The following is a 22,786-nucleotide window of genomic DNA, read 5'->3' on the forward strand; positions in this document are numbered from 1 at the left end:
CAGTTGCCGGCGGTTTTTTTTGTAAGAATCCGTGCCGATATCGGGTGCTAAAATCGCCGCCTGACAGAACGGACAGATTCCATCGAATGATTTACGAAACTGTGGCGGCCGTCGATCTCGGATCGAACAGCTTCCGGTTGCAGGTCGGGCGCGTGGTCGACGACCAGATTTACCCGCTGGACTCGCTCAAGGAGCCGGTGCGTCTGGCCTCCGGGTTGACTGAAGACAAGCTGCTCGATGCGCCTTCGCAGGAGCGCGCGCTGAGCGCCTTGCGCCGTTTCGGCGAACGCCTGCGCGGTCTCGACCGCGGCGCGGTGCGCGCCGTGGCCACCAACACCCTGCGGGTGGCCAAGAATGTCGGCGAATTCCTGCCTCATGCAGAGGAGGCCCTGGGTTTTCCGATCGAGGTCATTGCCGGTCGCGAGGAAGCCCGCCTGATTTACATCGGTGCCTCGCATTCGTTGCCCAGCGCCAATTACAAGCGTCTGGTCGTCGACATCGGGGGCGGTTCGACCGAATTCATCATCGGCAAGCGTCACGATCCGCAACTCATGGAATCGCTGTACATGGGCTGCGTCAGCTTCACGCTCAAGTATTTCCCCGGCGGACGCATCGACAAGCGGCGCTTGCGCGAGGCGCAGGCGGCGGCGGCCAAGGAAATCGAACTGATTGCTCACGATTTCCAGAAACTGGGCTGGAAGGAGGCGGTCGGTTCTTCCGGATCGGCGCGGGCGATCGCCGACATCCTGGAAATGAACGAATTGAACCCCGGTAACGTCGGCGGGATCACCCGGGAAGGTCTGGAGCGTTTGTGCGCCCTGCTGGTCAAGGCGGGTTCTGCCGAAAATCTCGACCTGAAAGGGGTCAAGGGCGACCGGATGCCGGTCCTGCCCGGTGGAATCGCGATCATGGCGGCGATTTTCGAGGAACTCGACATCGACTGCATGACCTATGCCGACGGTGCCCTGCGTCTTGGCGTCCTCTACGACCTGCTAGGGCGTTTCCATCAGCACGACATGCGCGATGCGACCGTCGCCCACTTCCGCAAACGTTACCAGGTCGAGCGCGACCAGGTGGAGCGGGTCGAGGCGGTCGCGCTGTCGGCATTGACCCAGCTATCCGGCGGCGCGCCCGGGGAGGCTGACATCCAGTACCTGTCCTGGGCCTGCCGCTTGCACGAGATCGGCATCTCCGTGGCGCACAACGCCTATCACAAGCACGGTGCCTATATCCTGACTTATGCCGACATGCCGGGTTTTTCCAAGAAAGACCAGGCGCGACTGGCGCTGCTGGTGCTCGGGCATCGCGGCAAGCTGGAGAAACTGGCCGAGGTGCCGGCTGCGGATGGGGTCTGGCGCCTGATCTTCTGCCTGCGGCTGGCGGTCGCGCTGCATCGTACCCGCGATGATCGACAGCTACCGGCCTGGCGGGTGGCAAGTACCGAGCGCGGTTTCATGCTGTCTCTGCCTGACAAATGGCTGGCGAAAAATCCCTGGACCGCGGCGGCGCTGGCGGAAGAGTCGCTGATCTGGAAGCAGATCGGCCGTGAGTGTGTGGTGCGTGCGCTCGACTGAAACGGCTCAGCCGGCGACGATGTGCTGGGCGATGCGTCGCTTGAGGTCGGCCGGGTCGGCGTCGAAGTGGTCGTAATGCATCAAGGACAGGCCGAAGACGCAGGCGTAGAGCAGCAGGCTGCGGCTTTTGGCGCTGGCTTCCGTCATTCCTGAGGCAACAAACAGGCGGCGGGTACATTCCAGCCGGTACAGGTCGACAGCCTCGACGACGGCTGCGGCGCGGCTGTCGTGACGGGCCCAGTCGCGCACGGCGAGTTCGATCGACATCCCCTTTTGATTGCGGTTGGCGCCGTACAGTTCGATCGCGTAATGGAGCTGTTCCAGTTCCTGCCCGGCTTGCACGGCCGTGGTCTTCTCGATGTCGCGGATTCGTCCTTCGCGCCAGCGTTCAAGCACGGCGTCGAGCAGCGCTTGACGATCCCTGAAGTGCCAGTAGAAACTCCCCTTGGTGACACCGCAGCGTTTTGCCAGGACCTCCACCCGCAAACCGGCGATGCCCTCCTTGGCGAGGACGTCGGTGGCGACATCGATCCAGCGTTCCGGGTCGAGTTGGGTGCGGCCGCTAACCGCCTTGCGACTGGCACGAAGACCTTGGCTCTTGATCGGGGGCTTGACAGCTTGATTTTCCATACGCTACCGTATGCTTTTCCATACGACACAGTATGGGGATTGTCCGGTTTGCCAAGTCGTCTGTCAAACGGCGAAGATCAATAAAAATACTGACCGAAATAATTAGGAGAAAACAGTGAAAATTCTTGTTCCCGTCAAACGGGTGGTGGATTACAACGTCAAGGTGCGGGTCAAGGCCGACGGCAGCGGCGTCGATCTGGCCAACGTCAAGATGAGCATGAACCCCTTCGACGAAATCGCCGTCGAAGAGGCGGTGCGGCTCAAGGAAGCCGGCATTGCGACCGAAGTCGTTGCCGTTTCCTGCGGTCCGGCCGCCTGCCAGGAAACCTTGCGCACGGCGATGGCGATCGGTGCCGACCGCGGCATCCTGGTCGAGACCGATGTCGAACTGCAGCCGCTGGCCGTCGCCAAGTTGCTGAAAGCACTCTGCGATCGCGAGCAGCCGCAACTGGTCGTCTGCGGCAAGCAGGCGATCGACGACGATGCCAACCAGACCGGGCAGATGCTGGCTGCGTTGAGCGGTTGGCCGCAGGCAACCTTCGCTTCCAAGGTCGTGATTGCCGACGGCAAGGCGACGGTGACCCGCGAAATCGATGGCGGCCTGGAAACCCTGCAGTTGTCGCTGCCGGCGGTGGTGACCACCGATCTGCGTCTGAACGAGCCGCGCTACGCGACCCTGCCGAATATCATGAAGGCGAAGAAGAAGCCGCTTGATACCGTCAAGCCGGACGTCCTTGGCGTGGACGTGGCGCCGCGCCTGAAAACCCTGAAGGTCGTCGAGCCGGCGAAGCGCTCGGCCGGTGTCAGGGTTGCCGATGTCGCCGAACTGGTCAATAAACTCAAGAACGAAGCAAAGGTGATCTGAGATGACGATTCTTGTTATTGCCGAACACGATCAGCAAACGATCAAGTCCGCCACCCTGAACACCGTGGCCGCCGCCGTCAAGATCGGTGGCGAGGTTCATCTGCTGGTTGCCGGTAGTGCCTGTTCGGGCGCTGCAGCACAAGCTGCAACGCTGCAGGGGGTGGCCAAGGTGCTGGTGGCCGATGCTGCGCAGTATGAAACCCAGACGGCGGAAAATCTGGCGGCACTGGTGCTGGCGAATGCTTCCGCTTATACCCACATCCTGGCGCCGGCGACCACCTTCGGCAAGAACCTGCTGCCGCGGGTTGCCGCCTTGCTCGATGTGGCGCAAATCTCTGAAATCACCGCGGTGGAGTCCGCCGATACCTTCGTCCGTCCGATCTATGCCGGCAATGCGATGGCGACGGTGCAAAGCCAGGACCCGGTCAAGGTGATCACCGTTCGTACGACGGCTTTCGACCCGGTCGCTACCGGCGCTGCTGCTTCCGTGGAAAGTCTGGCGGCTGCGGCGGACACGGGCCTGACGGTACTGCAGGGGCGCGAGTTGACCAAGTCCGAGCGTCCTGAACTGGGGGCGGCGAAGATCATCGTTTCCGGTGGTCGCGGTCTGGGTAGCGGCGAAAACTATCACCGCCTGCTTGAGCCGCTTGCCGACAAGCTCGGTGCCGCGCTCGGCGCCAGCCGGGCTGCGGTCGATGCGGGGTTTGTTCCGAACGACTATCAGGTTGGTCAGACCGGCAAGGTGGTTGCGCCGCAGCTCTATGTTGCTGTCGGTATATCCGGTGCCATCCAGCATCTGGCCGGCATGAAGGATTCCAAGGTGATCGTCGCGATCAACAAGGATCCGGACGCGCCGATCTTCCAGGTGGCGGATTACGGTCTGGTGGCCGATCTGTTCGAAACGGTTCCGCAACTCGAGAACAGTCTCGGCTAAAATGCGTCGGTGAATCTCACCGACGACCTCTTGGGCGAAATGTGGTACTGGGCGGCATGGGCTGCCTGGGTGCCGCTTTTCGCCCTCAGTGTCTGGCGCGCCCCGTGGAAGCGTCTGGCGACTTCCGAGCAGTCCAATCTGTGGCTTGGAATGATTGTCTTGCTGATGCTGGTCTGGAGTATGAAGGCTGGGGTCAAGCCAGGACTGGCGCTGCATTTGCTCGGCGCAAATGTTTTTGCCTTGGCATTCGGGCCGCATCTGGCATTCATCGGGCTCTCCCTGGTGACTTTGGGCGTTACCCTGAACGGTGGTGCCGGGATCCTGGCCTACGCGGTCAATGCCTTGCTGTTGGCCGGATTCAGCGTGCTGGTCAGCAACCAGTTGTTTCTCCGCTTGTCCCGCGTCTTGCCCAGGCATTTCTTTGTCTATATTTTCGTAAATGCTTTTTTCTGTGCCGGGATCGTCATCTTGAGCGTGGGGTTCGTGTCGTGCCTGCTGCTTGGGGTGGCCGGGGCTTATTCATGGGCCTATCTTTTCGATGAGCATTTTCCGTATTATCTCCTCCTGGCATTTTCGGAATCCTGGTTGTCAGGAATGGTGGTCACGTTGTTCGTCGTTTATCGGCCGCAATGGGTGGCGTCTTTTGATGATTCGAGCTATCTTTCCGACAAATAGTTGATACAATCCGCTTATTTGATCGTCATCTGGGGGCATTGTTGAATCAGCAGGGATTTCGGATAACGCTAGGCTTGCTGTGCTTTGTCGTACAAGGCAGCGCGATGGCGATTGGGCTGGGTGAACTGCATGGTCAGCCCGCGCTGGGCAGCCGCCTGGAATTATCAATCAGCATCCTGGGGCAGGAGAAGGAAGGCCTCGATACCAGTTGTTTCCGTCTGGTGCGGCCGAGCGGTGGCGATGACCTGCCTTGGTTGAAGCAGGCGGAGTTGCGTCTTGTGCCGGGGAGGCCGGCGCAACTGAAGATTTCTTCGCAACAGGTGCTGCGCGATCCGGTAATGCGGCTTGCCGTCCATCTGGCATGTGGCCACGAAGTCAATCGGGAATACACCATTCTGGCTTCGCCCAGCATCGATGCTGCTCAGGAGAACGTAGTCACTCCTGCTGTTGCGGCCGTTGTCAAGGAAAAGCGGCCGGCGCCGGCGCGTCGAGCGGCCAAGCCGTCGACGAGCATGCCCGGGCGTCAGGTGGCGAGTGGCGCGGCTTCGTCATCCGCTATCGCTAGCCCCAAAGAAGTTGCGCAACCGGGCGGCGACCAGCTTTTGGTCTCGGCGGCCGATGGTGATGGCGATCTTCCGCTACGCGTTTCGCCGCTGTTGCGCGAGCAGTCGGCGGAGGCCAGTGAAACCCAGCGTGAAATGCTGCGCCTCGAGTTTCGTATGCTGCAGGCCTTGCATGAACAGGCGGGTGGGCAACTCGAAATGGCGGAAAAATTGCGCGCCATGGAGGGGGCGCTTGCCGAACTCCAGGGGCGGGCGCTGTCGTTGACCGAGAGTGCTTCCGAGAACAAGGCCTCGGCGCCAGCCCAGCCGGCTGGTGCAGCGGCCAGCGAGGAAGCGGTTGAAGAGGACTCGGCTTGGTGGTTCTATGGCTTGCTGCTCGGTGTTGTGCTGGTACTTGGCGGCTGGCTTTTCTTCAGAAATCGCCATGGTCGTCGGGCACAGGAGGAAATATTCCCCAATGCGACTCCTGAGCAGTTGATCGACGCGCCGCGTAAGGGGGAGTTGGACGAGAGCCGGCGCAAGGTGGATTTGCCGCTGGATGTGCCGGTTGCGGGGGCTGCCCAGAAAGTCGACGTCGAATTGGCCGGTGGCGCTGCCGTTCCCTCCGTGGCTCCGGAGAGGCCGCAGCCACGTGCTCTGCCCGGTGATTCGGTGCTCTCCATAAATGCGACGACGCTGGACGAGCATTTCGAGGCCAATCCGGTCATGGAGCTGGCTGACATCATGCTTTCCTTCGGGCGGGTCAAGGGAGCTGCTCAAGCCTTGCAGGAATACATCGACAACAATCCGCAGGAGGCTTTGCAGCCATGGATACGGTTGATGGATGTGTATCGCATGGCTGGCATGCGGGAAGAATTCGAGGCGGTTGCCCGTAACCTCAACCAGCATTTCAACGTCGAGGTGCAGTCCTGGAGCGACGGTAAGGAGGCGGCGGAAGTTGACCTCGTGCTCGACGGAGGGAATGCGGGTGGGCTTCCTGCATCTGCTGCGCCGACGCGGGCGCAGGCATTGGAAGATATGCCGAGGATCATCAGTAGTGTCGTCAAGATGTGGGATGACGAGGATGTGGTGGGATATCTGTACGAGCTTTTGCGCGACAACCGGGGAGGGCAGCGACAGGGTTTCTCGCTGCCTGTCGTCGAGGACATCCTGTTCCTGATTGAACTCAAGGAAACGGCAAACCGAATGGAAAAAGAAGGTGGGCGTAGCCTCTGAGGTTGGCCCGGGTTCCCCAAAAAAAAACGGCAGTCGATGCCGTTTTTTTTCGTCGCGCCTTGCCGGGGAATACAGCCTTGATCTTCAGGAAGAATCAGGCTGAGTGACGAAATCCAAAGGCCGTGCCCCCTGAGTTGAGCCGCATGGGCAATCAGCAGAAGTTGCACCAGTGCCTCTACCCAGGCGCGCATCCGATGGGGCGCCCGGCAGCGTCGATCCGGTCAGCCAGTGTGTTCCACTAGGTGGGTGCCGCAGTGATGGCAGTCCATCCGCCGAGCCGGCATATACCAGTCAGGCACACCGGTCAAAGCAGTCACGACCCCGCACCCGCCGTCGGCTTCGCTCATGCAGCAACCCGCAAGCCCCCGTGGCGGGCGCCGCAACGGGTGGAAACTGCAGGAAATTCCGAGAGGCGGATCAGCAGCGAACCATTGGCTTGTTCGCTACGCGATTCAAGACGCGTCCTTCCCTGAATGGAAGGATCAACATGGCCGAGGGGGAGATCGGACTGTTTGGCGACAGTCGATCAAGCAACGTCGACCTCCACTTCTGCTCCTTCGGCAAAACGTCATGCCTCGATTCCCAGGGAAGACGCAATGTGTTTTTTCCTGATTTTTCGTGATTTTGTCCGTTATCTGTTTTGTGGTTTGGTGTTAGCTGTTATCATAGCCGGCTTTCCACCTTGCCCTACCGTTACGCATGACGGAGGGTTTATCCCAAAAGGAGTATGCATGCGCCACTACGAAATCTGCTTCATCGTCCATCCGGACCAGAGCGAACAAGTGCCCGGCATGGTCGAGCGCTACCGTTCCATCGTCACCACCAAGGGTGGTACGGTGCACCGTCTGGAAGACTGGGGTCGTCGCCAACTGGCCTATCCGATCCAGAAAATCCACAAGGCTCACTACGTGCTGATGAACATCGAGTGCGACGGTGAGACCCTCGCCGAGCTTGAGCATTCCTTCCGCTTCAACGATGCCGTTCTGCGCCATCTGACTGTGAAGATGAAGGCCGCCGTGACTTCTCCTTCGCCGATGATGAAGGAAGAGAAGTCGAAGTCGCTGCTCGCCGGCGAAGCTGAAGCGGTTGTCGAAGCCGCTGCCTGATCGCGGATTGCACGGGGAATAGCGTACTGAATCAGATCACCCTGTCCGGCCGCCTGGTCGAGCGCAAGCGTTTGCGCTACACACCGAGCGGAATTCCGGTCAGCGAAGCCAGGATAAGCCACCAATCGACGCTGACCGAAAACGGTAGCGAAAGGCAGGTGGAAGTCGAAATGGCAGTTGTCGCTCTGGGTGATACAGCACGCTGGCTGGAAGCCGCACCGCTCGGCAGCAGCATCGGAATCCACGGATTCCTGGCTGCCCGGGGCAGGAACAGCAGAACCGCCGTGCTGCACGCCAACACTATCGAATATTTGGAAGGAAACGAAAATGGCACGATTCTTCAAGAAGAAGATTGATGACAAGAAAAAGCGCCGCGGCAACAGCCTGTTCAAGCGTCGCAAGTTCTGCCGCTTCACCGCGGAAAAGGTCGAACAGATCGACTACAAGGATGTTGACGTCCTCAAGGAATACATCCAGGAAAACGCCAAGATCATGCCGGCTCGCCTGACCGGCACCAAGGCCGGCTATCAGCGCCAGTTGGGTACCGCGATCAAGCGTGCCCGCTTCCTGGCCCTGCTGCCCTACACCGACAACCATCAATAATCATCGGGGAGACGAAACATGCAAATCATTCTGCTCGAAAAGGTTGTCAATCTGGGTAACCTGGGGGACGTGGTCAAGGTCAAGGACGGCTATGCCCGTAACTTCCTGATCCCGCAACGCATGGCCAAGCGTGCCACGCCGGCCGCCATGGCTGAATTCGAAGCGCGTCGCGCCGAACTGGAAAAGGCTGCCGCCGAGAAGCTGGCTGCTGCCCAGGGCGTCGCCGACAAGATGAACGGTACCGCTGTCTCGGTCGCCCGCAAGGCCGGCATGGACGGTCGTCTGTTCGGTTCGGTCGGCAATGCCGACATCGCCGATGCCCTCAAGGCTGCCGGCTTCGATGTCGACAAGGCTGCCGTCCGCATGCCGGAAGGTCCGCTCAAGGCGATTGGCGAATTCCCGATCGACATTGCGCTGCACACCGACGTCGTCGCCAACATCACGGTTGCCGTGGTTGCCGAGTAAGACGCTTTAATTGCGCTTCAAGGCCTCGCAATTGCGAGGCCTTTTTTATTGGTGTGCCCGGTTGGGTGCGTTCCATCGGGTGCAAGTTCCGCTGTAAGTCGATCGCCGCGAACGGAGTGAAGCGCAACTGCGTGAGGGCGACCGAGCGTGGATCGTGATCCGCGAGCCGATGGACGAGAATCGGATAGAAGGCGTTGCCGAGCAGGGCGAGTGGTCAATGGACCCCGAAGCTCTCGTGATCAAGCTGAAGGGCCAGCCGAGAAGGAATGCGCTACGTCGTGTCGATGCGTGAAGCCTTGCGTCAGACGCCTGGGAAACCGGGGCGGGGCCCGTAGCGGACGGAGGCGAGCGCGAGCAGGGCATTCCGACGGTGATGGATCGACATGGTGGAAGTTGTTGAAGCGCTGCGCGCCTCAGAAACTGTGGCGCGCCGGGGGGTGGGAAAGGCTCGCAGTTGGTGGCGAAATGGCTGCCGGATGATCAACTCGATACTGACCATCGCCCACTTTGATCGACTCTGGCTGCCTCGTCTTTCATGATCTCAACTTCTCGAACCGCCTGGTGTGGACCCGTATGACGGGTGGTGTGGCAGGGGCTGCTTGTAATGGCCGCCCCCGATGCCGATATTGGCGCAAAAAAACCGGCCACGCGGGCCGGCTGTGCGGGAGTGCGGGCGCCTTACTCGCGGTAGAAACCGACGCCGATCAGGCTGTTGCCTTCGCGGCGGACGAAGGTGCGCTTCTTTTCGACGGCGTTGGTGACCGGGTTGCGCCAGACGTAGTCGACCGTGCCTTCGCCTTTGCTCTTGGCCAGGTCGAGCATTTCGCGGATCAGCGGCTTGCCTTCGACGTCATGCAGGTCGCTGGCGTCGGTGCCGGTCCATTTCGGGTTCATGCCGTGCGCTTCGAACTTGCCGCTGTCCAGATTGACGGCGAAGACGTAGAGGTCGTCGTGGGCGAAGCGGCCCTTGGGGTCGTTGAAGCTGGCCAGGGCGGCGGCCAGGCCGCGCTGGCGGATTTCGGCGCTGGCGGCGTCGAGCAGCTTGCGCGCATCGTCGGCGCCGGCGCGGACGGCGTAGTAGCCGACGCCGAGGATGTAGTCGCCCTGGCGGTGCAGCCAGGCGAACTTGGGTTCGACGCGGTTGCTCTTGCGGTTGAGCCAGACGTAGCCGATGCGCGCTTCCGGCTGTTTCTCGGTGACCGCGATCATCTCGCGGAACAGCGGCAGGCCGGCGGCGTCGACGCTGTCGAGGACCTTGAGGCCGATCAGGCTGTCCGGCGCGGCGCCGTTGGCGACGTAGGTGCCCTGGCGGTCGATCACGTAAACATAGAGGTCCTTCCTGACGAACTGGCCTTTCGGGTCGCTGAAGGCGGCCCAGGCTTTTTCCGGACCGTTGGCCTTGAGGTAGGCGACGGCCTCGTTGAACAGGGTGCGGGCTTCGCGCGGCGTCGCGTGGTCGGCGGCTGCGGCCAGGGTCGAGGCGGCTGCGAGCAGCAGGGCGCCCAGGCAGCGGGCGAGTGACGATGACTTCATTGTGGTCTCCGGGTGTGGTGGATGGTTATGGATTCAGGCGCCGAGCGCGTGATGGATATCCACCAGGCCGTGCCGGGCGGCCAGGTGGAGCAGTTTGAAATCGTTGTCGGCGTCGAGTTTCTGGCGGATCAGCGTGAGGTAGTTGAGAACCGTCTTCGGGCTCAGGTGCATCGAGCTGGCGATGCCGCTGGCCGATTCGCCATGCACCAGCATGCGCAGGACCTCGAATTCGCGCGGCGTCAGGTGGGCCAGCACGCCGTCGCCGTCGATTGCCTCGGCGGCCAGGACCTGGGCGATTTCCGGGGAAAAGACGCGCTTGCCGGCGGCGATGCGGCGGATGCCGTCGATCACCTCGGCCGGTTCGCTGTACTTGGTCAGGTAGCCGTGGGCGCCGCTGCGCAGCGCCTGGGTGACGTGGCCGGCGCCTTCGTGCATGGACAGTACCAGCACCTTGAGCGCCGGCTGGCGGGCGAGCATGCCGCGGATCGCCTCGATGCCGCTGCTGCCACGCAGGCTGAGGTCGACCAGGGCAACGTCGGCGACGGTGCGCAGGGCCAGCGCGTTCGCCTCGTCGGCGCTCGCCGCCTCGCCGACCACCTGCAGCCCGGGCTCGGCGTCGAGCAGGCGGCGGTAGCCGTTCCTGACCACGGCGTGGTCGTCAACCAGAATGATGCGGATCATCTTGTTCTTCCTCCTTTGTCTCTTCCTCTTGCAGCGGCAGGCTGACCTGCAACTGCACCCCGCGCCCCGGCCCGCCCGCCACCTGCAGGCGGCCGCCGACCATGTCCAGGCGCTCGACCATGCCGAGCAGGCCGCCCTGATGCGCCGGGCGGTCGGCCGGCAGCCCCTGGCCGTCGTCCTCGATGCACAGCAGCAACGCCGCTGCCCGGCACTCGATGCCGACCCGGCAGTGGCGGGCGCCGCTGTGGCGCACGACATTGGTCAGCGCTTCCTGCACCACCCGGTACAGCGCCAGGCTGGCCGCCTCGGCCAGCGCCGGCAGGGTGCCGGCCAGGTCGAGCCGGAATTCGATCCCCGTCTCCCGTTGCTGCCAGTTGCCGACCAGCTCGCGCAGGGCGCCGGCCAGGCCGCCGGCCTCCAGCCCGTGCGGCCGCAACTGGCCGAGCATGGCGCGCAACTGCAGGCCGCTGGTACGGACGTCGCGGCGCAGTTCGCGGGCGCATTCGGCCAGTTGTTCGCCGCTCAACTGGCCGGCGTGGCGCTCCAGGTAAGCGGTGGTGATGCCGATGGCGGTCAGCGTCTGCCCCATCTCATCGTGCAATTCCCTTGCCAGGGTCTTGCGCTCGGCTTCCTGCACCTCGATCAACTGGCGGGCGAGCTGGCGCTGAGCGGCGCGGGCGGCACCCAGGGCGGCGGCAAGAACGTCGATGGCACCGGCAACGCGGCTGAATTCGCGTAGCGCGAAGGCCGGCAGGCGCGCCGCTTCCTCGCCGCGCGCCAGCCGCTGCAGACCGGCCTCCAGTTCGCGCACCGGGCTCAGCGCGCGGTGCGCCGCCCACCAGGCGACGAGCAGGGTTGCTCCAGAATAGAGCAACAGGGTGATGCAAAGTCGAACAGTGTCGTCCAGCCGTTCGTCGATTTCCGAATCCGGGTTGGCGGCGATGTACAGCGTCTGCCCGCCGATGTGCACGGTGCGCGGCGTCGGCCGCGCCGCCTCGGGGGCGAGCAGGGCGGCCAGCCAGCTGCGTTCGGCCGGCGCTTGTGCCGTCGCTTCGATGCTGAGGTGGCGCAACGGCGCATCGCGCAACAGCGCCTGCACTTGCTCGGCGCTGGTGCCCGGCTGGCTGGCGGCGACCAGGATGTCCACGAGGTGGGTCGAGGCGGCGACTTCGGCGTCGAGATCGCCGCGCAGCGAATGCAGGTGGATGGCGACGGCCACCACCAGCAGGCCGCCGAGCAGGGCGCCGAGATAGCCCACCAGTCGTCGTCTGAGATCCATTGCGCCCCCTTCTTATTGTCATGGGCGAGGCTGAGCAGGTTTCGTACCGAGCGTGCTGAAGGTCGGGAATTTTTCCCGGTTTGCCAGGGAGCTTCTCCCGGGACGGGGGGCAAAAGCGCTTCCTATACTCGGCTCGCCTGTCGCAATGGACAGGCCGCCCCCGATCCATCGGGAAGCAGACGACACCTTTCAGGAGACAAACAAGATGGCAACAACCCGGTTCAATCCCCGTCCGACCCTCATCGCCGCCCTCGTCGCCGCCACCCTTTGCGCCCCGGCGATGGCCGGCAGCAAGGTGAGCTGGGAAGACATCCTCAACGACGACAAGACCACTCAGGACGTGCTGTCCTACGGCCTCGGCCTGAAGGCGCAGCGCTACAGCCCGCTGACCAAGGTCAACACCAAGAACGTCGAGCACCTGGTGCCGGCGTGGAGTTTCTCCTTCGGCGGCGAAAAGCAGCGCGGCCAGGAGGCGCAGGCGCTGGTCCATGATGGCGTGATCTACGTCACCGCCTCCTACTCGCGCATCTTCGCCATCGACGCCCGCAGCGGCAAGCGCCTGTGGGAATACGAGGCGCGCCTGCCCGACGACATCCGTCCCTGCTGCGACGTGATCAACCGCGGTGCCGCCATCTACGGCGACAAGATCTACTTCGGCACGCTCGACGCCGCCATCGTCGCGCTCAACAAGGACACCGGCAAGGTCGTCTGGCGCAAGAAGTTCGGCGACCACAAGGTCGGCTACACGATGACCGGCGCCCCCTTCGTGGTCAAGGACCAGAAGAGCGGCAAGGTGCTGCTGGTGCATGGCTCGTCGGGCGACGAGTTCGGCGTCGTCGGCTGGCTGTTCGCGCGCGATCCGGATACCGGTGAGGAAGTCTGGGCGCGGCCGATGGTCGAAGGCCACATGGGCCGCCTGAACGGCAAGGAAAGCACGCCGACCGGCGACAAGAACGCGCCCTCGTGGCCGCGCGACAAGGACGGCAAGCTGGTCGAAGCCTGGCATCAAGGCGGCGGCGCACCGTGGCAGACGGCCAGCTACGACGTGGACAAGAACATGGTGGTGATCGGCGCCGGCAACCCGGCGCCGTGGAATACCTGGCACCGGACCGCGGAAGGCGACGATCCGCGTAACTGGGACAGCCTGTTCACCTCGGGCCAGGCCTATGTCGACGCCAGCACCGGCGAGCTGAAAGGCTTCTTCCAGCACACCCCGAACGACGCCTGGGACTTCTCCGGCAACAACTCGGTGGTGCTCTTCGAGTACAAGGACCCGAAGACCGGCAAGCTGGTCAAGGCCTCGGCGCACGCCGACCGCAACGGCTTCTTCTTCGTCACCGACCGCGAGAAGCTGACCAACGGCGCCGGCTACCCGAACAAGCCGACCTCGCTGATCGGCGCCTGGCCCTTCGTGGATGGCATCACCTGGGCCAAGGGCTTCGACCTCAAGACCGGCAAGCCGATCGAGAACGACAACCGGCCGCCCAAGGTAAAGGACGGCGCCGAGAAGGGCGATTCGATCTTCGTCTCGCCGCCTTTCCTGGGCGGCACCAACTGGATGCCGATGAGCTACAGCCCGAAGACCGAGCTGTTCTACATCCCGGCCAACCACTGGGCGATGGACTACTGGACCGAGAAGCTGACCTACAAGGCCGGCTCCGCCTATCTCGGCCAGGGCTTCCGGATCAAGCGCCTGTTCGACGACCACGTCGGCATCCTGCGCGCCATCGATCCGAAGACCGGCAAGATCGCCTGGGAGCACAAGGAGAAGTTCCCGCTCTGGGCCGGCACCCTGACCACCGCCGGCGGCCTGTTGTTCACCGGTACCTCGGATGGCTACGTCAAGGCCTTCGACGCCACCAACGGCAAGGAGCTGTGGAAGTTCCAGACCGGTTCCGGCGTGGTTTCGGTACCGATCACCTGGGAAATGGACGGCGAGCAATACCTCGGCATCCAGTCCGGCTACGGCGGCGCGGTGCCGCTGTGGGGCGGCGACATGGCCGACCTGACCAAGCAGGTGACGCAGGGCGGCTCGATGTGGGTGTTCAAGCTGCCGAAATCGCTGAAGAACTGAGTTGGCGGCCATCTCCGCGTGGGCGGGGATGGCTTTTTTCCTGACGATCGGAAACGCGATGTCTCTTCGTAACCTGTTAATTGCCCTGTGGCTCAGCCCCCTGGCCGCCAGCGCCGCCGAACCGGTCGAGCCGCTGGTCATCAACGGCTGCGGCATCTGGCCGCACGCCCGTTGTGCCGGCGCCGACCTGCGCCACGCCAAGCTGGCCGGGCGCAACCTGGCCGGTGCCGACCTGCGCGGGGCGCAACTGGTGCGCGCCGATCTGCGCGGCGCCAACCTGGCCGGCGCCAATCTCGACGGTGCCGACCTGACCGCCGCCCAACTCGGCAAGGTCAGCGCGCCGACGGCGACTTTCCGCGGCGCCCGGCTGGTCGGCGCCGATCTCGAATTCGCCCGCCTGTTCCGTGCCGACTTTTCCGGTGCCGACCTGAGCGCCGCCAATCTCGAAGCGGCCAAGGCGAATTTCGCCTGGTTCGTCGGCGCCCGCCTGAACAACGCCAACCTGCAGGAAAGCAAGTTCTTCACGGTGAATTTCCGCCACGCCGATCTGAGCGGCGCCTTCCGCCGCTTCACGGTCTTCCAGGATGCCGACTTCGAGGCCTGCACGGCCTGCCCGACCGATTGGTGACGCCCATGCCGCTGCTCGTTTCCCTCTTCCTCCTCGTATTCCTGGCCGCGCCGGCGCTGGCTGGCGAGGTCGCCGTCGCGCCCGAAGTCGACGCCTCGGCCTTGCCGACACTCGGCGCGCAGTGGCTGACGGCCAATCCCTATCGCGGCAACGCGGTCGCCGTCGATCTCGGCCGTCTCGCCTACAACCAGGCCTGCGCCCGCTGCCACGGCGCCGATGCGGCGACCCGGGCGGCGCCGGCGCCCGACCTGCGCAACCTCGACCGCTACTGCCGGCGCATCGCCGACGCCGAGCTCCAGGCTGCCTGCCTGCGCGACAACGACGACTATTTCGCGCACAGCGTCCGCCACGGCAAGATCATCGTCGGCGTCACCCACATGCCGCCCTGGGAAGGCGTGCTCAAGCAGGAGCTGGCCTGGGCGATCCAGGTCTTTATCGAAGCGCAGGCGCGCGGAGCGCGCGAATGAGGCGCGGGTCGTCGGCGCAAGAAAAACGGCGCCCGGGCCGTAGCCGGGGCGCCGCTGTTGCCGGGCGTCGTTGTTCAGCGCTTGTGCAGCTTGAACACCCACACCGAACCGCCCTGTTCGAGGAAGTTCACGCGCTTGGCGACATCGCCGCCCCACAGCGGCACGGCGCCGCCCCAGCCGGTGGTGACGGCGAGCATCTGTTCGCCGTCCTGTTCCCAGGTGACCGGCGGTGCGACGATGCCGGTGCCGACCTGGAAGGACCAGATTTCCTTGCCCGTCTTTGCATCGACGCCCTTCAGGTAGCCCTCAGGCGTGCCATAGAAGACCAGACCGCCGGCGGTGGCCAGCGCGCCACCCCACAGCGGGGCGTAGTTCTTGTTCTCCCAGACGATCTTGCCGGTGGCCGGGTCGACCGCGCGCATGACGCCGATGTAGTCGTCGTGGATGGCCTTGATGGTGAAGCCGGCACCAAGGTAGGCGGCGCCCTTCTTGTAGGAGACCGGTTCGTTCCAGATGTCCATCGACCACTCGTTGGCCGGCACGTAGAAGAGGCCGGTCTGCGGGCTGTAGGCCATCTGCTGCTGGTTCTTGCCGCCGAGGAAGGACGGCGCCGAGAAGACGACCTTGCCCTTCTTGCCATCGACGCCGGCCGCCGGATCGCCCGGACGCCCTTCCTCGATGTAGTTGGGACGGCCGGTTTCCAGGTTGATGCTGCTCGCCCAGGTGATCTTCCTGACGAAGGGGAAGGCGTTCAGCAGCTTGCCGTTGGTCCGGTCATTGACGAAGAAGAAGCCGTTGCGGTCGGCCTTGCCACCGGCCTTGATCAGCTTGCCGGTCTTCGGGTCCTTGTAGTCGAAGGAGACGAACTCGTTGACACCGTCGAAGTCCCAGCCGTCGTGCGGGGTGTTCTGATAGTGCCAGACGATCTTGCCGGTGTCGACGTCGATGGCGACGGTGGACGAGGAGAAGAGGTTGTCGCCCGGGCGCAGGTGGCTGTTCCACGGGGCCGGGTTGCCGGTGCCGGCGAAGATCAGGTTGGTTTCCGGATCGTAGGTGGCGCCATTCCAGGTGGCGGCGCCGCCGGTCTTCCACAGGTCGCCGGTCCAGGTGGCGTTGAGGGTGCCGGAGATGCCGTTCTCGATTTCCTTGCCTTCGGCGTCGTAGCGGTAGCCCATGTGGCCTTCGACGGTCGGGCGCGTCCACAGCAGCTTGCCGGTCAGCGGGTCGCGGGCGTCGATGCGGCCGACGGCGCCGAATTCGCCGCCGGAAACGCCGGTGATCAGCTTGCCCTTGGCGATGATCGGCGCTGCGGTGGCCGAGTAGCCGGCGGCGTAGTCGCCGATCTTCTGCTTCCAGGCGACCTTGCCGGTCTCCTGGTTCATGGCGACCAGTTGCGCGTCGAGCGTGGCGAAGATGACCAGGTCGCCGTACAGCGCAGCACCGCGGTTGATCACGTCGCAGCAGGGCATGATGCCGTCGGGCAGGCGGTGCTCGTACTTCCACAGCTTCTTGCCGGTCTTCGCGTCGAAGGCGAACAGGCGGCTGTAAGAGGCGGTGACGAACATCCGGCCGTTGTGGATCACCGGCTGCGATTCCTGGCCGCGCTGCTTCTCGCCGCCGAAGGACATCGACCAGGCGGGAACCAGGTCCTTGACCGACTTGGTGTTGATCTGCGTCATCGGGCTGAAGCGCTGACCCTGGGTGCCGAGGCCGAAGCTGACCACGTCGCCGACGGTTTTCGCGTCGTTGAGGATGTCGGCATCGCTGACCGTGGCGCCGGCCGGGCTGCCGGCGACGGCGAGCGTCGCCGCGAGGGCGAGCCCGAGCAGGTGCCGGGGAAGTTTGTGACTGTGCATGGAACGTCTCCTTGGTTGTGCGTTGATTCCGTCGCCGCAGTGACCCCTTGCCGGGGTCGGTCGGCGACGAAGCTAGCCGACTGCAAGCCCTGTGCCATCACCGCGCAGGGGCGCCACAAGCGCCCATCGACAAGGCAAGCAGGGGGCTGAGCCGTTCGTGCCCGGTGCGCTGCCGGGTGCTGAAATTGATCACACCTGTTCCAAACTTGCGCAGCGGGTTTGCTGCGCCAGCAGGCAGGGTGTTCGCGGCCTGCTGTTCGTCGAGCGCAGTCGCCATCCCTGAAAGCCAATCGAAAGCCAGTCTCCTTATCTTGCGTTGCCATGCAGGGCCTGCGCATCAGCGCCCTGCACCGATCAACAATCAAAGGAGACGATCATGATGCTCAAGAAAACCCTGTACGCCGTTGCCACCGCCCTGGCATTGAGCGCCGGCCTGGCCCAGGCCGAACCGGCCAAACCCGAGTGCATCGCCCCGGCCAAGCCGGGCGGCGGTTTCGACCTGACCTGCAAGCTCGCCCAGAGCGCCCTGCAGAACAGCAAGCTGCTCGAAGCGCCGATGCGCGTGACCTACATGCCCGGCGGCATCGGCGCGGTGGCCTACAACACCGTGATCGCCAACCGGCCGGCCGAAGGCGGCACGATCGTCGCCTATTCGGGCGGTTCCTTCCTCAACCTGGCGCTCGGCAAGTTCGGCAAATACTCCGAGGACGACGTCAGGTGGCTGGCCGCCGTCGGCGCCGATTACGGTGCGGTGATCGTCAAGGCCGATTCGCCGTACAGGAACCTCAAGGAACTGATCGAGGCGACGCGCAAGGAACCGGGCAAGGTGGTGTTCGGGGCCGGCGGTTCGGTGGGTAGCCAGGACTGGATGAAGTCGGCACTGATCGCCCGCGAGGCCGGCGTCGATCCGAAGTCGATGCGCTACGTCGCCTTCGAAGGCGGCGGCGAAGCCATCACCGCGCTGATGGGCGGCCACGTGCACGCCTACTCCGGCGATGCCTCGGAAGTGCTCGGTCACCTCAAGGGCGGCCGCATCAAGGTTCTCGCCATCCTTGCCCCGGAACGCCTGAAGGGCGAACTGGCCAACATCCCGACGGCGATCGAGCAGGGCTACAACGTCGAGTGGACGATCACCCGTGGCTTCTACATGGGGCCCAAGGTGTCGGACGCCGACTACAAATGGTGGCTCGCCGCCTTCGAGAAGCTGCAGGGCAGCCCGGAGTTCGACAAGCTGCGCGCCGAGCGCGGGCTGTTCCCGTTCAACCTGACCGGGGAAAAACTGACCGCCAGCGTCAAGCGTGAGGTCGCCCGCTACAAGCTGCTGGCCAAGGAACTCGGTCTCGCCGCCCAGTAATTTCGCTCAACGGCCCCGCTGCGGCGGGGCCTTTCCCGGAGATTGCCATGAGTGAAAGAATCCTCGGCGGCATCCTGCTGTTCGTCAGCGTCATCGGCATCTGGCTGGCGCGCAGCTTTGAAGTGACCATTTCCTACGAACCGGTCGGCCCGCGCGCCTTTCCGATCACCGTCCTGATCCTGCTCGGCATCAGCGCCATCGCCCTGATGTTCGAAAAGAAGAGCGACACGGTCTGGGCGCCGCCCGCCGTGCTGCTGCGCATCGGCGCGCTGTTCCTCGTCGTTCTCGCCTATGCCTGGCTGTTCGACAAGCTCGGTTTCATCCTTGCCACCAGCCTGATGGTGATCCCCGCCGCGCGCTTTTTCGGCGCCAGCTGGCGGCAGGGGATCGTCGGCGGCGTCGGACTCGGTGCCGGCCTGTTCGTCCTCTTCGACCGCCTGCTCGACGTCGCCCTGCCGACCGGGCTGTGGCTCAATTCCTTCCTGGGGTAAATCATGGACAGCACATTCTCCTTGCTGATGCAGGGCTTCGCCGTCGCCGGTACGCCCGAAAACCTGATGATCGCGCTGGTCGGCTGCTTCCTCGGCACCATCGTCGGGCTGCTGCCCGGCCTCGGCCCGATCAACGGCGTCGCCATCCTGCTGCCGATCGCCTTCGCCATGAAACTGCCGCCGGAATCGGCGCTCATCCTGCTGTGCGCGGTCTATGCCGGCTGCGAGTACGGCGGGCGGATTTCCGCCATCCTGATCAACGTGCCCGGCGACGCCGGCGCGGTGATGACCACCATGGACGGCTACCCGATGGCGAAGAAGGGCCTGGCCGGCCCGGCCTTGTCGATTTCGGCGCTGGCCTCGTTCTGCGGCGCTTTGCTCGCCACCATCGGTATCGTCCTGTTCGCGCCGCTGCTCGCCGAGTGGGCGATCGCCTTCGGGCCGGCCGAGTATTTCGTGCTGATGGTGCTGGCCTTGTGCTGCCTCGGCGGTCTGGTCGGCGACTCGTTGCCGAAGGCGGCCATCGCCTGTCTGGTCGGCCTGCTGCTGTCGACCGTCGGCATCGACTCGAACAGCGGCGTCTATCGCTACACCTTCGACGCGCTGCACCTGCAGGACGGCATTCCCTTCATCGTCATCGTCATCGGTCTGTTCGCGGTCAGCGAAGTCATGCTCATGCTGCAGCAGGTGCACGCCGGCATCGAGCCAATCTCGATCAGCGGCCGCCTGATGTTCAACCTGAAGGAGTTCCTGGCGGTGAAGTGGACGCTGCTGCGCTGCTCGCTGGCCGGCTTCTTCATCGGTGTGTTGCCCGGCGCCGGCGCCACCATCGCCTCCGCCATGTGCTACGCCAGCGAACGCCGCATGGCGGGCAAGGACAGCGATTTCGGCAAGGGCGACGTGCGCGGCGTGGCGGCGCCGGAAGCGGCCAACAACGCGTCGGCCAACGGCTCGCTGGTGCCGATGCTGACCCTGGGCGTGCCCGGTTCCGGTACCACGGCGGTGATGATGGGGGCGCTGACGCTCTACAACATCACGCCCGGCCCGACGCTGTTCCAGGATCAACCGGTGATCGTCTGGGGCCTGATCGCCTCGCTGTTCATCGCCAACGTCATGCTGCTGGTCCTCAACATTCCCTTGATCCGCGTCTTCGTCAAGTTCCTGTCGATTCCGAACTGGCTGCTCGTGCCGGGTGTTGCGGCGATCTCGATGGTCGGCGTGTACGCGGTGCATGGCAACACCTTTGACCTGGTGCTGGGCACCGTCATCGGCGGTATCGGCTACCTGCTGCGCGTGATGAACTTCCCGATTGCCCCCTTCATCCTCGGCTTCGTGCTCGGCGACATGATGGAGCAGAACCTGCGCCGCGCCCTGTCGATCAGCAACGGTGAAGTCGGCGTGTTGTTCGGCAGCCCGATCGCCATCGGCCTGTGGGTTGCCGCGATTGCCATGCTGGCCGGTCCGCGCCTGATGAAGATGCGCGAAAAGCGCGCCGCAGTGGCGTTCAGCTAACTACCTTCCATCTCCTTGCTGCGCCGTAGTCCCTGCGCGTGGCGATTTTGCGGGGCACCTTCGGGTGCCCCTTTTTTTTGCGCTGGCGCTCAGCCGCCGGCGAGCGGCAGTTCCACCTCGACGCACAGGCCGCGCCCGTCGTCGCCGTCGCGCAAGCTGATGTTGCCGCCGTGGGCAAGGCAGATTTCGCGCACGATGGCGAGGCCGAGGCCGCTGCCGTCCACGTCGCCGTGGCCGAGGATGCGGTAGAAACGGTGGAAGACGTTCTCGCGCTCGGCCTCGGGGATGCCGGGCCCCTGGTCGCTGACGCTGATCAGGGCTTTCCCCTTCCAGCTCGCCACCGCCGCCGTGACCTGGGATTCGGGTGGGCTGTAGCGGATCGCGTTGTCGATCAGGTTGGCGACCATTTCGCGCAGCATCGGCGCGTTGCCGTTTTCGAGCACGGCAGGCTGCGGCCAGGCCTCGAAAGCCAGGTCGATGCCCTTGTTCAGCGCCAGCGGCACCAGTTCCATGGCGACGTCCCGGACCAGGGCGTTGAGATCGACCGGCGCGCGTTCGTCCATCATGCCGTTGACCGCTTCGGCGCGCGACATCGCCAGCATCTGGTTGGCCAGCCGGCGGGTGGCGCGGATGCTGTGCAGCAGGCTGGCGAAGGTGCGCAGCATTTCCTCCGGATCGCTCTGGCGCAGGCCGTACTCGGCCTGGGTGGTGAGCACCGCGAGCGGCGTCCGGATCTGGTGGGCGGCGTCGGCGAGGAAGCGCTTGCGGGCGGCGAGCATCGCCGACAGGCGTTCGGTGTGGTGATTGATGGCGTCGATCAGCGGGCCGACTTCGCTCGGCACGTTGTTGGCGGGCACCGGCGTGAGGTCCTCGTCGCCGCGCTGGCGGATGGTATCGCGCAGCTCGAGCAGCGGCCGGAAGGCGCTGCCCAGCGCGAAGACGATGAGCAGGGCGCCGACGCCGAGGAGCAGCAGTTGCCGGCGCAGGCTGTCGATGAACAGGTCGCGTGCCAGCCGGGTGCGCGAACCGGTGGTTTCGGCGAAGACGATGGTCGCCGCGTCGCCGCCTTGCAGGGCGGGGTCGTAGAGGCGTTTGCGCATGGCGCCGAGGCGGATTTCCTCGTTGCGATAGCTGCTGTTGACGATCAGCACTTCGCCGCTTTCGCTCAGCCCGGCCGGCGGCGCCAGTTCGGGGTAGCCGGTGAGCAGGGCGCCGGAGGGCGCGATCACCGCGTAATAGATCCTCTCCTGCGCCTTGTCCTCGAACATCTCGAAAGCCGAGTAGGGGATGTTGACCTGGATTTCGCCAGCCGCCGAATGGGTCTGCTCGGCGACCGCCTTGATCGACGCCGTCAGCGAACGGTCGTAGGCGCGGTTGACCGCTTCCAGCGCGCCGCGGTAGGACAGCCAGGCATTGACCGCGAGCATGACGAAGAGCGGCGGCAGCAGCCACCAGACGATCCGGCGGCGCAGGCTGTAACGCGGACCGGGCCGGGCTTCACCAGGCATCGGGGAGTGACCGCGGCAGGCACAACAAGCTCAGGCCTCGGCAAGCAGGTAGCCGAGGCCGCGCAGGGTGTTGATCACCACCCCCGAGCCTTCGAGTTTCTTGCGCAGGCGCGAGACGTAGATCTCGATCGCCTCGACGCGGGCGTCGGTGTCGAAATCGAAGACCTTCTCGAACAGCGCTTCGCGCGCCACCGGACGGCCGCTGCGCGAGAGCAGCACTTCGAGCACCGCCAGTTCGCGCGGGGTGAGCGCCAGGGCCTGCTCGCCGATGCTGGCCAGGCGCGTCGTGGTGTCGAATTCGAGCTGGCCGATGCGCACCTTGGGCACGAGGTTGCCGCTGCGCCGCAGCAAGGCCTTGATCCGCGCTTCCAGTTCGCTCAGGTCGAAGGGTTTGGTCAGGTAATCGTCGGCGCCGGTGTTGAGTCCGCGTACCCGCTCCTCGGTGGCGCCGCGCGCGGTCAGCAGCAGCACCGGGGTGGGCACGCCCTTCTCGCGCTGGCGCAGGCGGCGCAGGACTTCCAGCCCGTCGAGGCCGGGCAGCGAGAGGTCGAGGATGACCAGATCGTAATGTTCGGTGAGCAGCGCTTGATCGGCGTGGTCGCCGCGGTCGAGTACGTCGAGCACGTAGCCGGCGTGGCGCAGCGCCTTGCTGACCCACTGGGAGAGTTCGGCGTGATCTTCGACCAGGAGCAGACGCATGGGTGAAAGTAAATCGAAAGCTTGGACGGGGATTATCATCTTGAACAATAAAAAACACCATGGCGCTGCCCGGG

The 22,786-nt window shown here is 64.4% G+C and carries 24 protein-coding genes; 16 read left to right on the forward strand and 8 right to left on the reverse strand.

Annotation, left to right across the window (positions count from 1 at the left end; translation table 11 throughout):
• Positions 1–86 precede the first annotated feature (86 nt).
• Positions 87–1,574, forward strand: coding sequence for an exopolyphosphatase (gene ppx / locus ACLIIZ_RS09400; protein WP_416691840.1), 1,488 nt, complete (start codon positions 87–89; stop codon positions 1,572–1,574).
• A gap of 6 nt (positions 1,575–1,580) precedes the next feature.
• Here ppx and ACLIIZ_RS09405 read toward each other — a convergent pair whose 3' ends face one another.
• On the reverse strand, positions 1,581–2,204 hold the full coding sequence (locus ACLIIZ_RS09405; RefSeq protein WP_416691841.1) for a TetR/AcrR family transcriptional regulator: 624 nt from the start codon (positions 2,202–2,204) through the stop codon (positions 1,581–1,583).
• Between the two features lie 115 nt (positions 2,205–2,319).
• On the opposite strand from ACLIIZ_RS09405, the gene ACLIIZ_RS09410 reads away from it, so the two are divergent.
• The 9 genes from ACLIIZ_RS09410 to ACLIIZ_RS09450 all read left to right on the forward strand — a co-directional run bounded on the left by ACLIIZ_RS09410 (position 2,320) and on the right by ACLIIZ_RS09450 (position 8,922).
• Positions 2,320–3,069, forward strand: a complete 750-nt coding sequence (locus tag ACLIIZ_RS09410) for an electron transfer flavoprotein subunit beta/FixA family protein (RefSeq protein ID WP_416691842.1) — start codon at positions 2,320–2,322, stop codon at positions 3,067–3,069.
• Position 3,070: 1 nt separating this feature from the next.
• Complete coding sequence (locus ACLIIZ_RS09415) at positions 3,071–4,003, forward strand: electron transfer flavoprotein subunit alpha/FixB family protein (protein ID WP_416691843.1); 933 nt, start codon at positions 3,071–3,073, stop codon at positions 4,001–4,003.
• A 9-nt stretch (positions 4,004–4,012) separates the two neighbouring features.
• Positions 4,013–4,678: an energy-coupling factor ABC transporter permease gene (locus ACLIIZ_RS09420; RefSeq protein ID WP_416691844.1), complete on the forward strand. Its 666-nt coding sequence runs from the start codon at positions 4,013–4,015 to the stop codon at positions 4,676–4,678.
• A gap of 74 nt (positions 4,679–4,752) precedes the next feature.
• Positions 4,753–6,456 (forward strand): type IV pilus assembly protein FimV, encoded by a 1,704-nt coding sequence (locus ACLIIZ_RS09425; RefSeq protein WP_416691845.1) that lies wholly within the window; start codon positions 4,753–4,755, stop codon positions 6,454–6,456.
• 731 nt (positions 6,457–7,187) lie between these two features.
• Positions 7,188–7,562 carry a 30S ribosomal protein S6 gene (gene rpsF / locus ACLIIZ_RS09430; protein ID WP_374328213.1) on the forward strand — a complete coding sequence of 125 codons (375 nt, stop codon included), beginning with the start codon at positions 7,188–7,190 and terminating at the stop codon, positions 7,560–7,562.
• A 35-nt stretch (positions 7,563–7,597) separates the two neighbouring features.
• Positions 7,598–7,918 carry a primosomal replication protein N gene (gene priB / locus ACLIIZ_RS09435; RefSeq protein ID WP_416691945.1) on the forward strand — a complete coding sequence of 107 codons (321 nt, stop codon included), beginning with the start codon at positions 7,598–7,600 and terminating at the stop codon, positions 7,916–7,918.
• Complete coding sequence (gene rpsR, locus ACLIIZ_RS09440; RefSeq protein WP_028995326.1) at positions 7,890–8,165, forward strand: 30S ribosomal protein S18; 276 nt, start codon at positions 7,890–7,892, stop codon at positions 8,163–8,165. Before priB ends, rpsR begins: the two co-directional genes overlap by 29 nt.
• An 18-nt stretch (positions 8,166–8,183) precedes the next feature.
• Positions 8,184–8,630 (forward strand): 50S ribosomal protein L9, encoded by a 447-nt coding sequence (rplI, locus tag ACLIIZ_RS09445; protein WP_416691846.1) that lies wholly within the window; start codon positions 8,184–8,186, stop codon positions 8,628–8,630.
• Between the two features lie 154 nt (positions 8,631–8,784).
• Positions 8,785–8,922, forward strand: a complete 138-nt coding sequence (locus ACLIIZ_RS09450; RefSeq protein ID WP_416691847.1) for a hypothetical protein — start codon at positions 8,785–8,787, stop codon at positions 8,920–8,922.
• Between the two features lie 386 nt (positions 8,923–9,308).
• On the opposite strand, the gene ACLIIZ_RS09455 is transcribed toward ACLIIZ_RS09450, so the two are convergent.
• The 3 genes from ACLIIZ_RS09455 to ACLIIZ_RS09465 are packed head-to-tail and all read right to left on the reverse strand — an operon-like array spanning position 9,309 to position 12,123.
• Positions 9,309–10,163: a cache domain-containing protein gene (locus ACLIIZ_RS09455; protein WP_416691848.1), complete on the reverse strand. Its 855-nt coding sequence runs from the start codon at positions 10,161–10,163 to the stop codon at positions 9,309–9,311.
• 33 nt (positions 10,164–10,196) lie between these two features.
• On the reverse strand, positions 10,197–10,844 hold the full coding sequence (locus ACLIIZ_RS09460; RefSeq protein WP_416691849.1) for a response regulator: 648 nt from the start codon (positions 10,842–10,844) through the stop codon (positions 10,197–10,199).
• On the reverse strand, positions 10,822–12,123 hold the full coding sequence (locus ACLIIZ_RS09465) for a sensor histidine kinase (protein ID WP_416691850.1): 1,302 nt from the start codon (positions 12,121–12,123) through the stop codon (positions 10,822–10,824). The genes ACLIIZ_RS09460 and ACLIIZ_RS09465 overlap by 23 nt, the downstream gene beginning before the upstream one ends.
• A 205-nt stretch (positions 12,124–12,328) precedes the next feature.
• On the opposite strand from ACLIIZ_RS09465, the gene ACLIIZ_RS09470 reads away from it, so the two are divergent.
• From ACLIIZ_RS09470 to ACLIIZ_RS09480, 3 genes are read left to right on the forward strand one after another with little or no spacing between them, the layout of a single operon-like run.
• Positions 12,329–14,197 (forward strand): methanol/ethanol family PQQ-dependent dehydrogenase, encoded by a 1,869-nt coding sequence (locus tag ACLIIZ_RS09470; RefSeq protein WP_416691851.1) that lies wholly within the window; start codon positions 12,329–12,331, stop codon positions 14,195–14,197.
• A gap of 58 nt (positions 14,198–14,255) precedes the next feature.
• Complete coding sequence (locus tag ACLIIZ_RS09475; protein WP_416691852.1) at positions 14,256–14,825, forward strand: pentapeptide repeat-containing protein; 570 nt, start codon at positions 14,256–14,258, stop codon at positions 14,823–14,825.
• Between the two features lie 5 nt (positions 14,826–14,830).
• Entirely contained in the window at positions 14,831–15,292 is a 462-nt protein-coding gene (locus tag ACLIIZ_RS09480; RefSeq protein ID WP_416691853.1) for a c-type cytochrome, read from the forward strand.
• Between the two features lie 74 nt (positions 15,293–15,366).
• Here ACLIIZ_RS09480 and ACLIIZ_RS09485 read toward each other — a convergent pair whose 3' ends face one another.
• Positions 15,367–17,148: a PQQ-dependent methanol/ethanol family dehydrogenase gene (locus ACLIIZ_RS09485; RefSeq protein WP_416691854.1), complete on the reverse strand. Its 1,782-nt coding sequence runs from the start codon at positions 17,146–17,148 to the stop codon at positions 15,367–15,369.
• Between the two features lie 97 nt (positions 17,149–17,245).
• Positions 17,246–17,425, reverse strand: coding sequence for a hypothetical protein (locus tag ACLIIZ_RS09490; RefSeq protein WP_416691855.1), 180 nt, complete (start codon positions 17,423–17,425; stop codon positions 17,246–17,248).
• Positions 17,426–17,524: 99 nt separating this feature from the next.
• Between ACLIIZ_RS09490 and ACLIIZ_RS09495 the strand changes: the two genes are divergently transcribed.
• The 3 genes from ACLIIZ_RS09495 to ACLIIZ_RS09505 are packed head-to-tail and all read left to right on the forward strand — an operon-like array spanning position 17,525 to position 20,505.
• Complete coding sequence (locus ACLIIZ_RS09495) at positions 17,525–18,502, forward strand: Bug family tripartite tricarboxylate transporter substrate binding protein (protein WP_416691856.1); 978 nt, start codon at positions 17,525–17,527, stop codon at positions 18,500–18,502.
• Between the two features lie 47 nt (positions 18,503–18,549).
• Complete coding sequence (locus ACLIIZ_RS09500; RefSeq protein ID WP_416691857.1) at positions 18,550–18,993, forward strand: tripartite tricarboxylate transporter TctB family protein; 444 nt, start codon at positions 18,550–18,552, stop codon at positions 18,991–18,993.
• A 3-nt stretch (positions 18,994–18,996) separates the two neighbouring features.
• Positions 18,997–20,505, forward strand: coding sequence for a tripartite tricarboxylate transporter permease (locus ACLIIZ_RS09505; protein ID WP_416691858.1), 1,509 nt, complete (start codon positions 18,997–18,999; stop codon positions 20,503–20,505).
• An 89-nt stretch (positions 20,506–20,594) separates the two neighbouring features.
• On the opposite strand, the gene ACLIIZ_RS09510 is transcribed toward ACLIIZ_RS09505, so the two are convergent.
• Both ACLIIZ_RS09510 and ACLIIZ_RS09515 read right to left on the reverse strand, forming a co-directional pair.
• Entirely contained in the window at positions 20,595–22,013 is a 1,419-nt protein-coding gene (locus ACLIIZ_RS09510) for a sensor histidine kinase (protein WP_416691859.1), read from the reverse strand.
• A gap of 30 nt (positions 22,014–22,043) precedes the next feature.
• Complete coding sequence (locus ACLIIZ_RS09515; RefSeq protein ID WP_416691860.1) at positions 22,044–22,712, reverse strand: response regulator; 669 nt, start codon at positions 22,710–22,712, stop codon at positions 22,044–22,046.
• Between the last annotated feature and the right edge of the window lie 74 nt (positions 22,713–22,786).

It is taken from the genome of Azonexus caeni (assembly GCF_048146105.1).
GTDB classification, from domain to species: Bacteria; Pseudomonadota; Gammaproteobacteria; order Burkholderiales; family Rhodocyclaceae; genus Azonexus; species Azonexus aromaticus_B.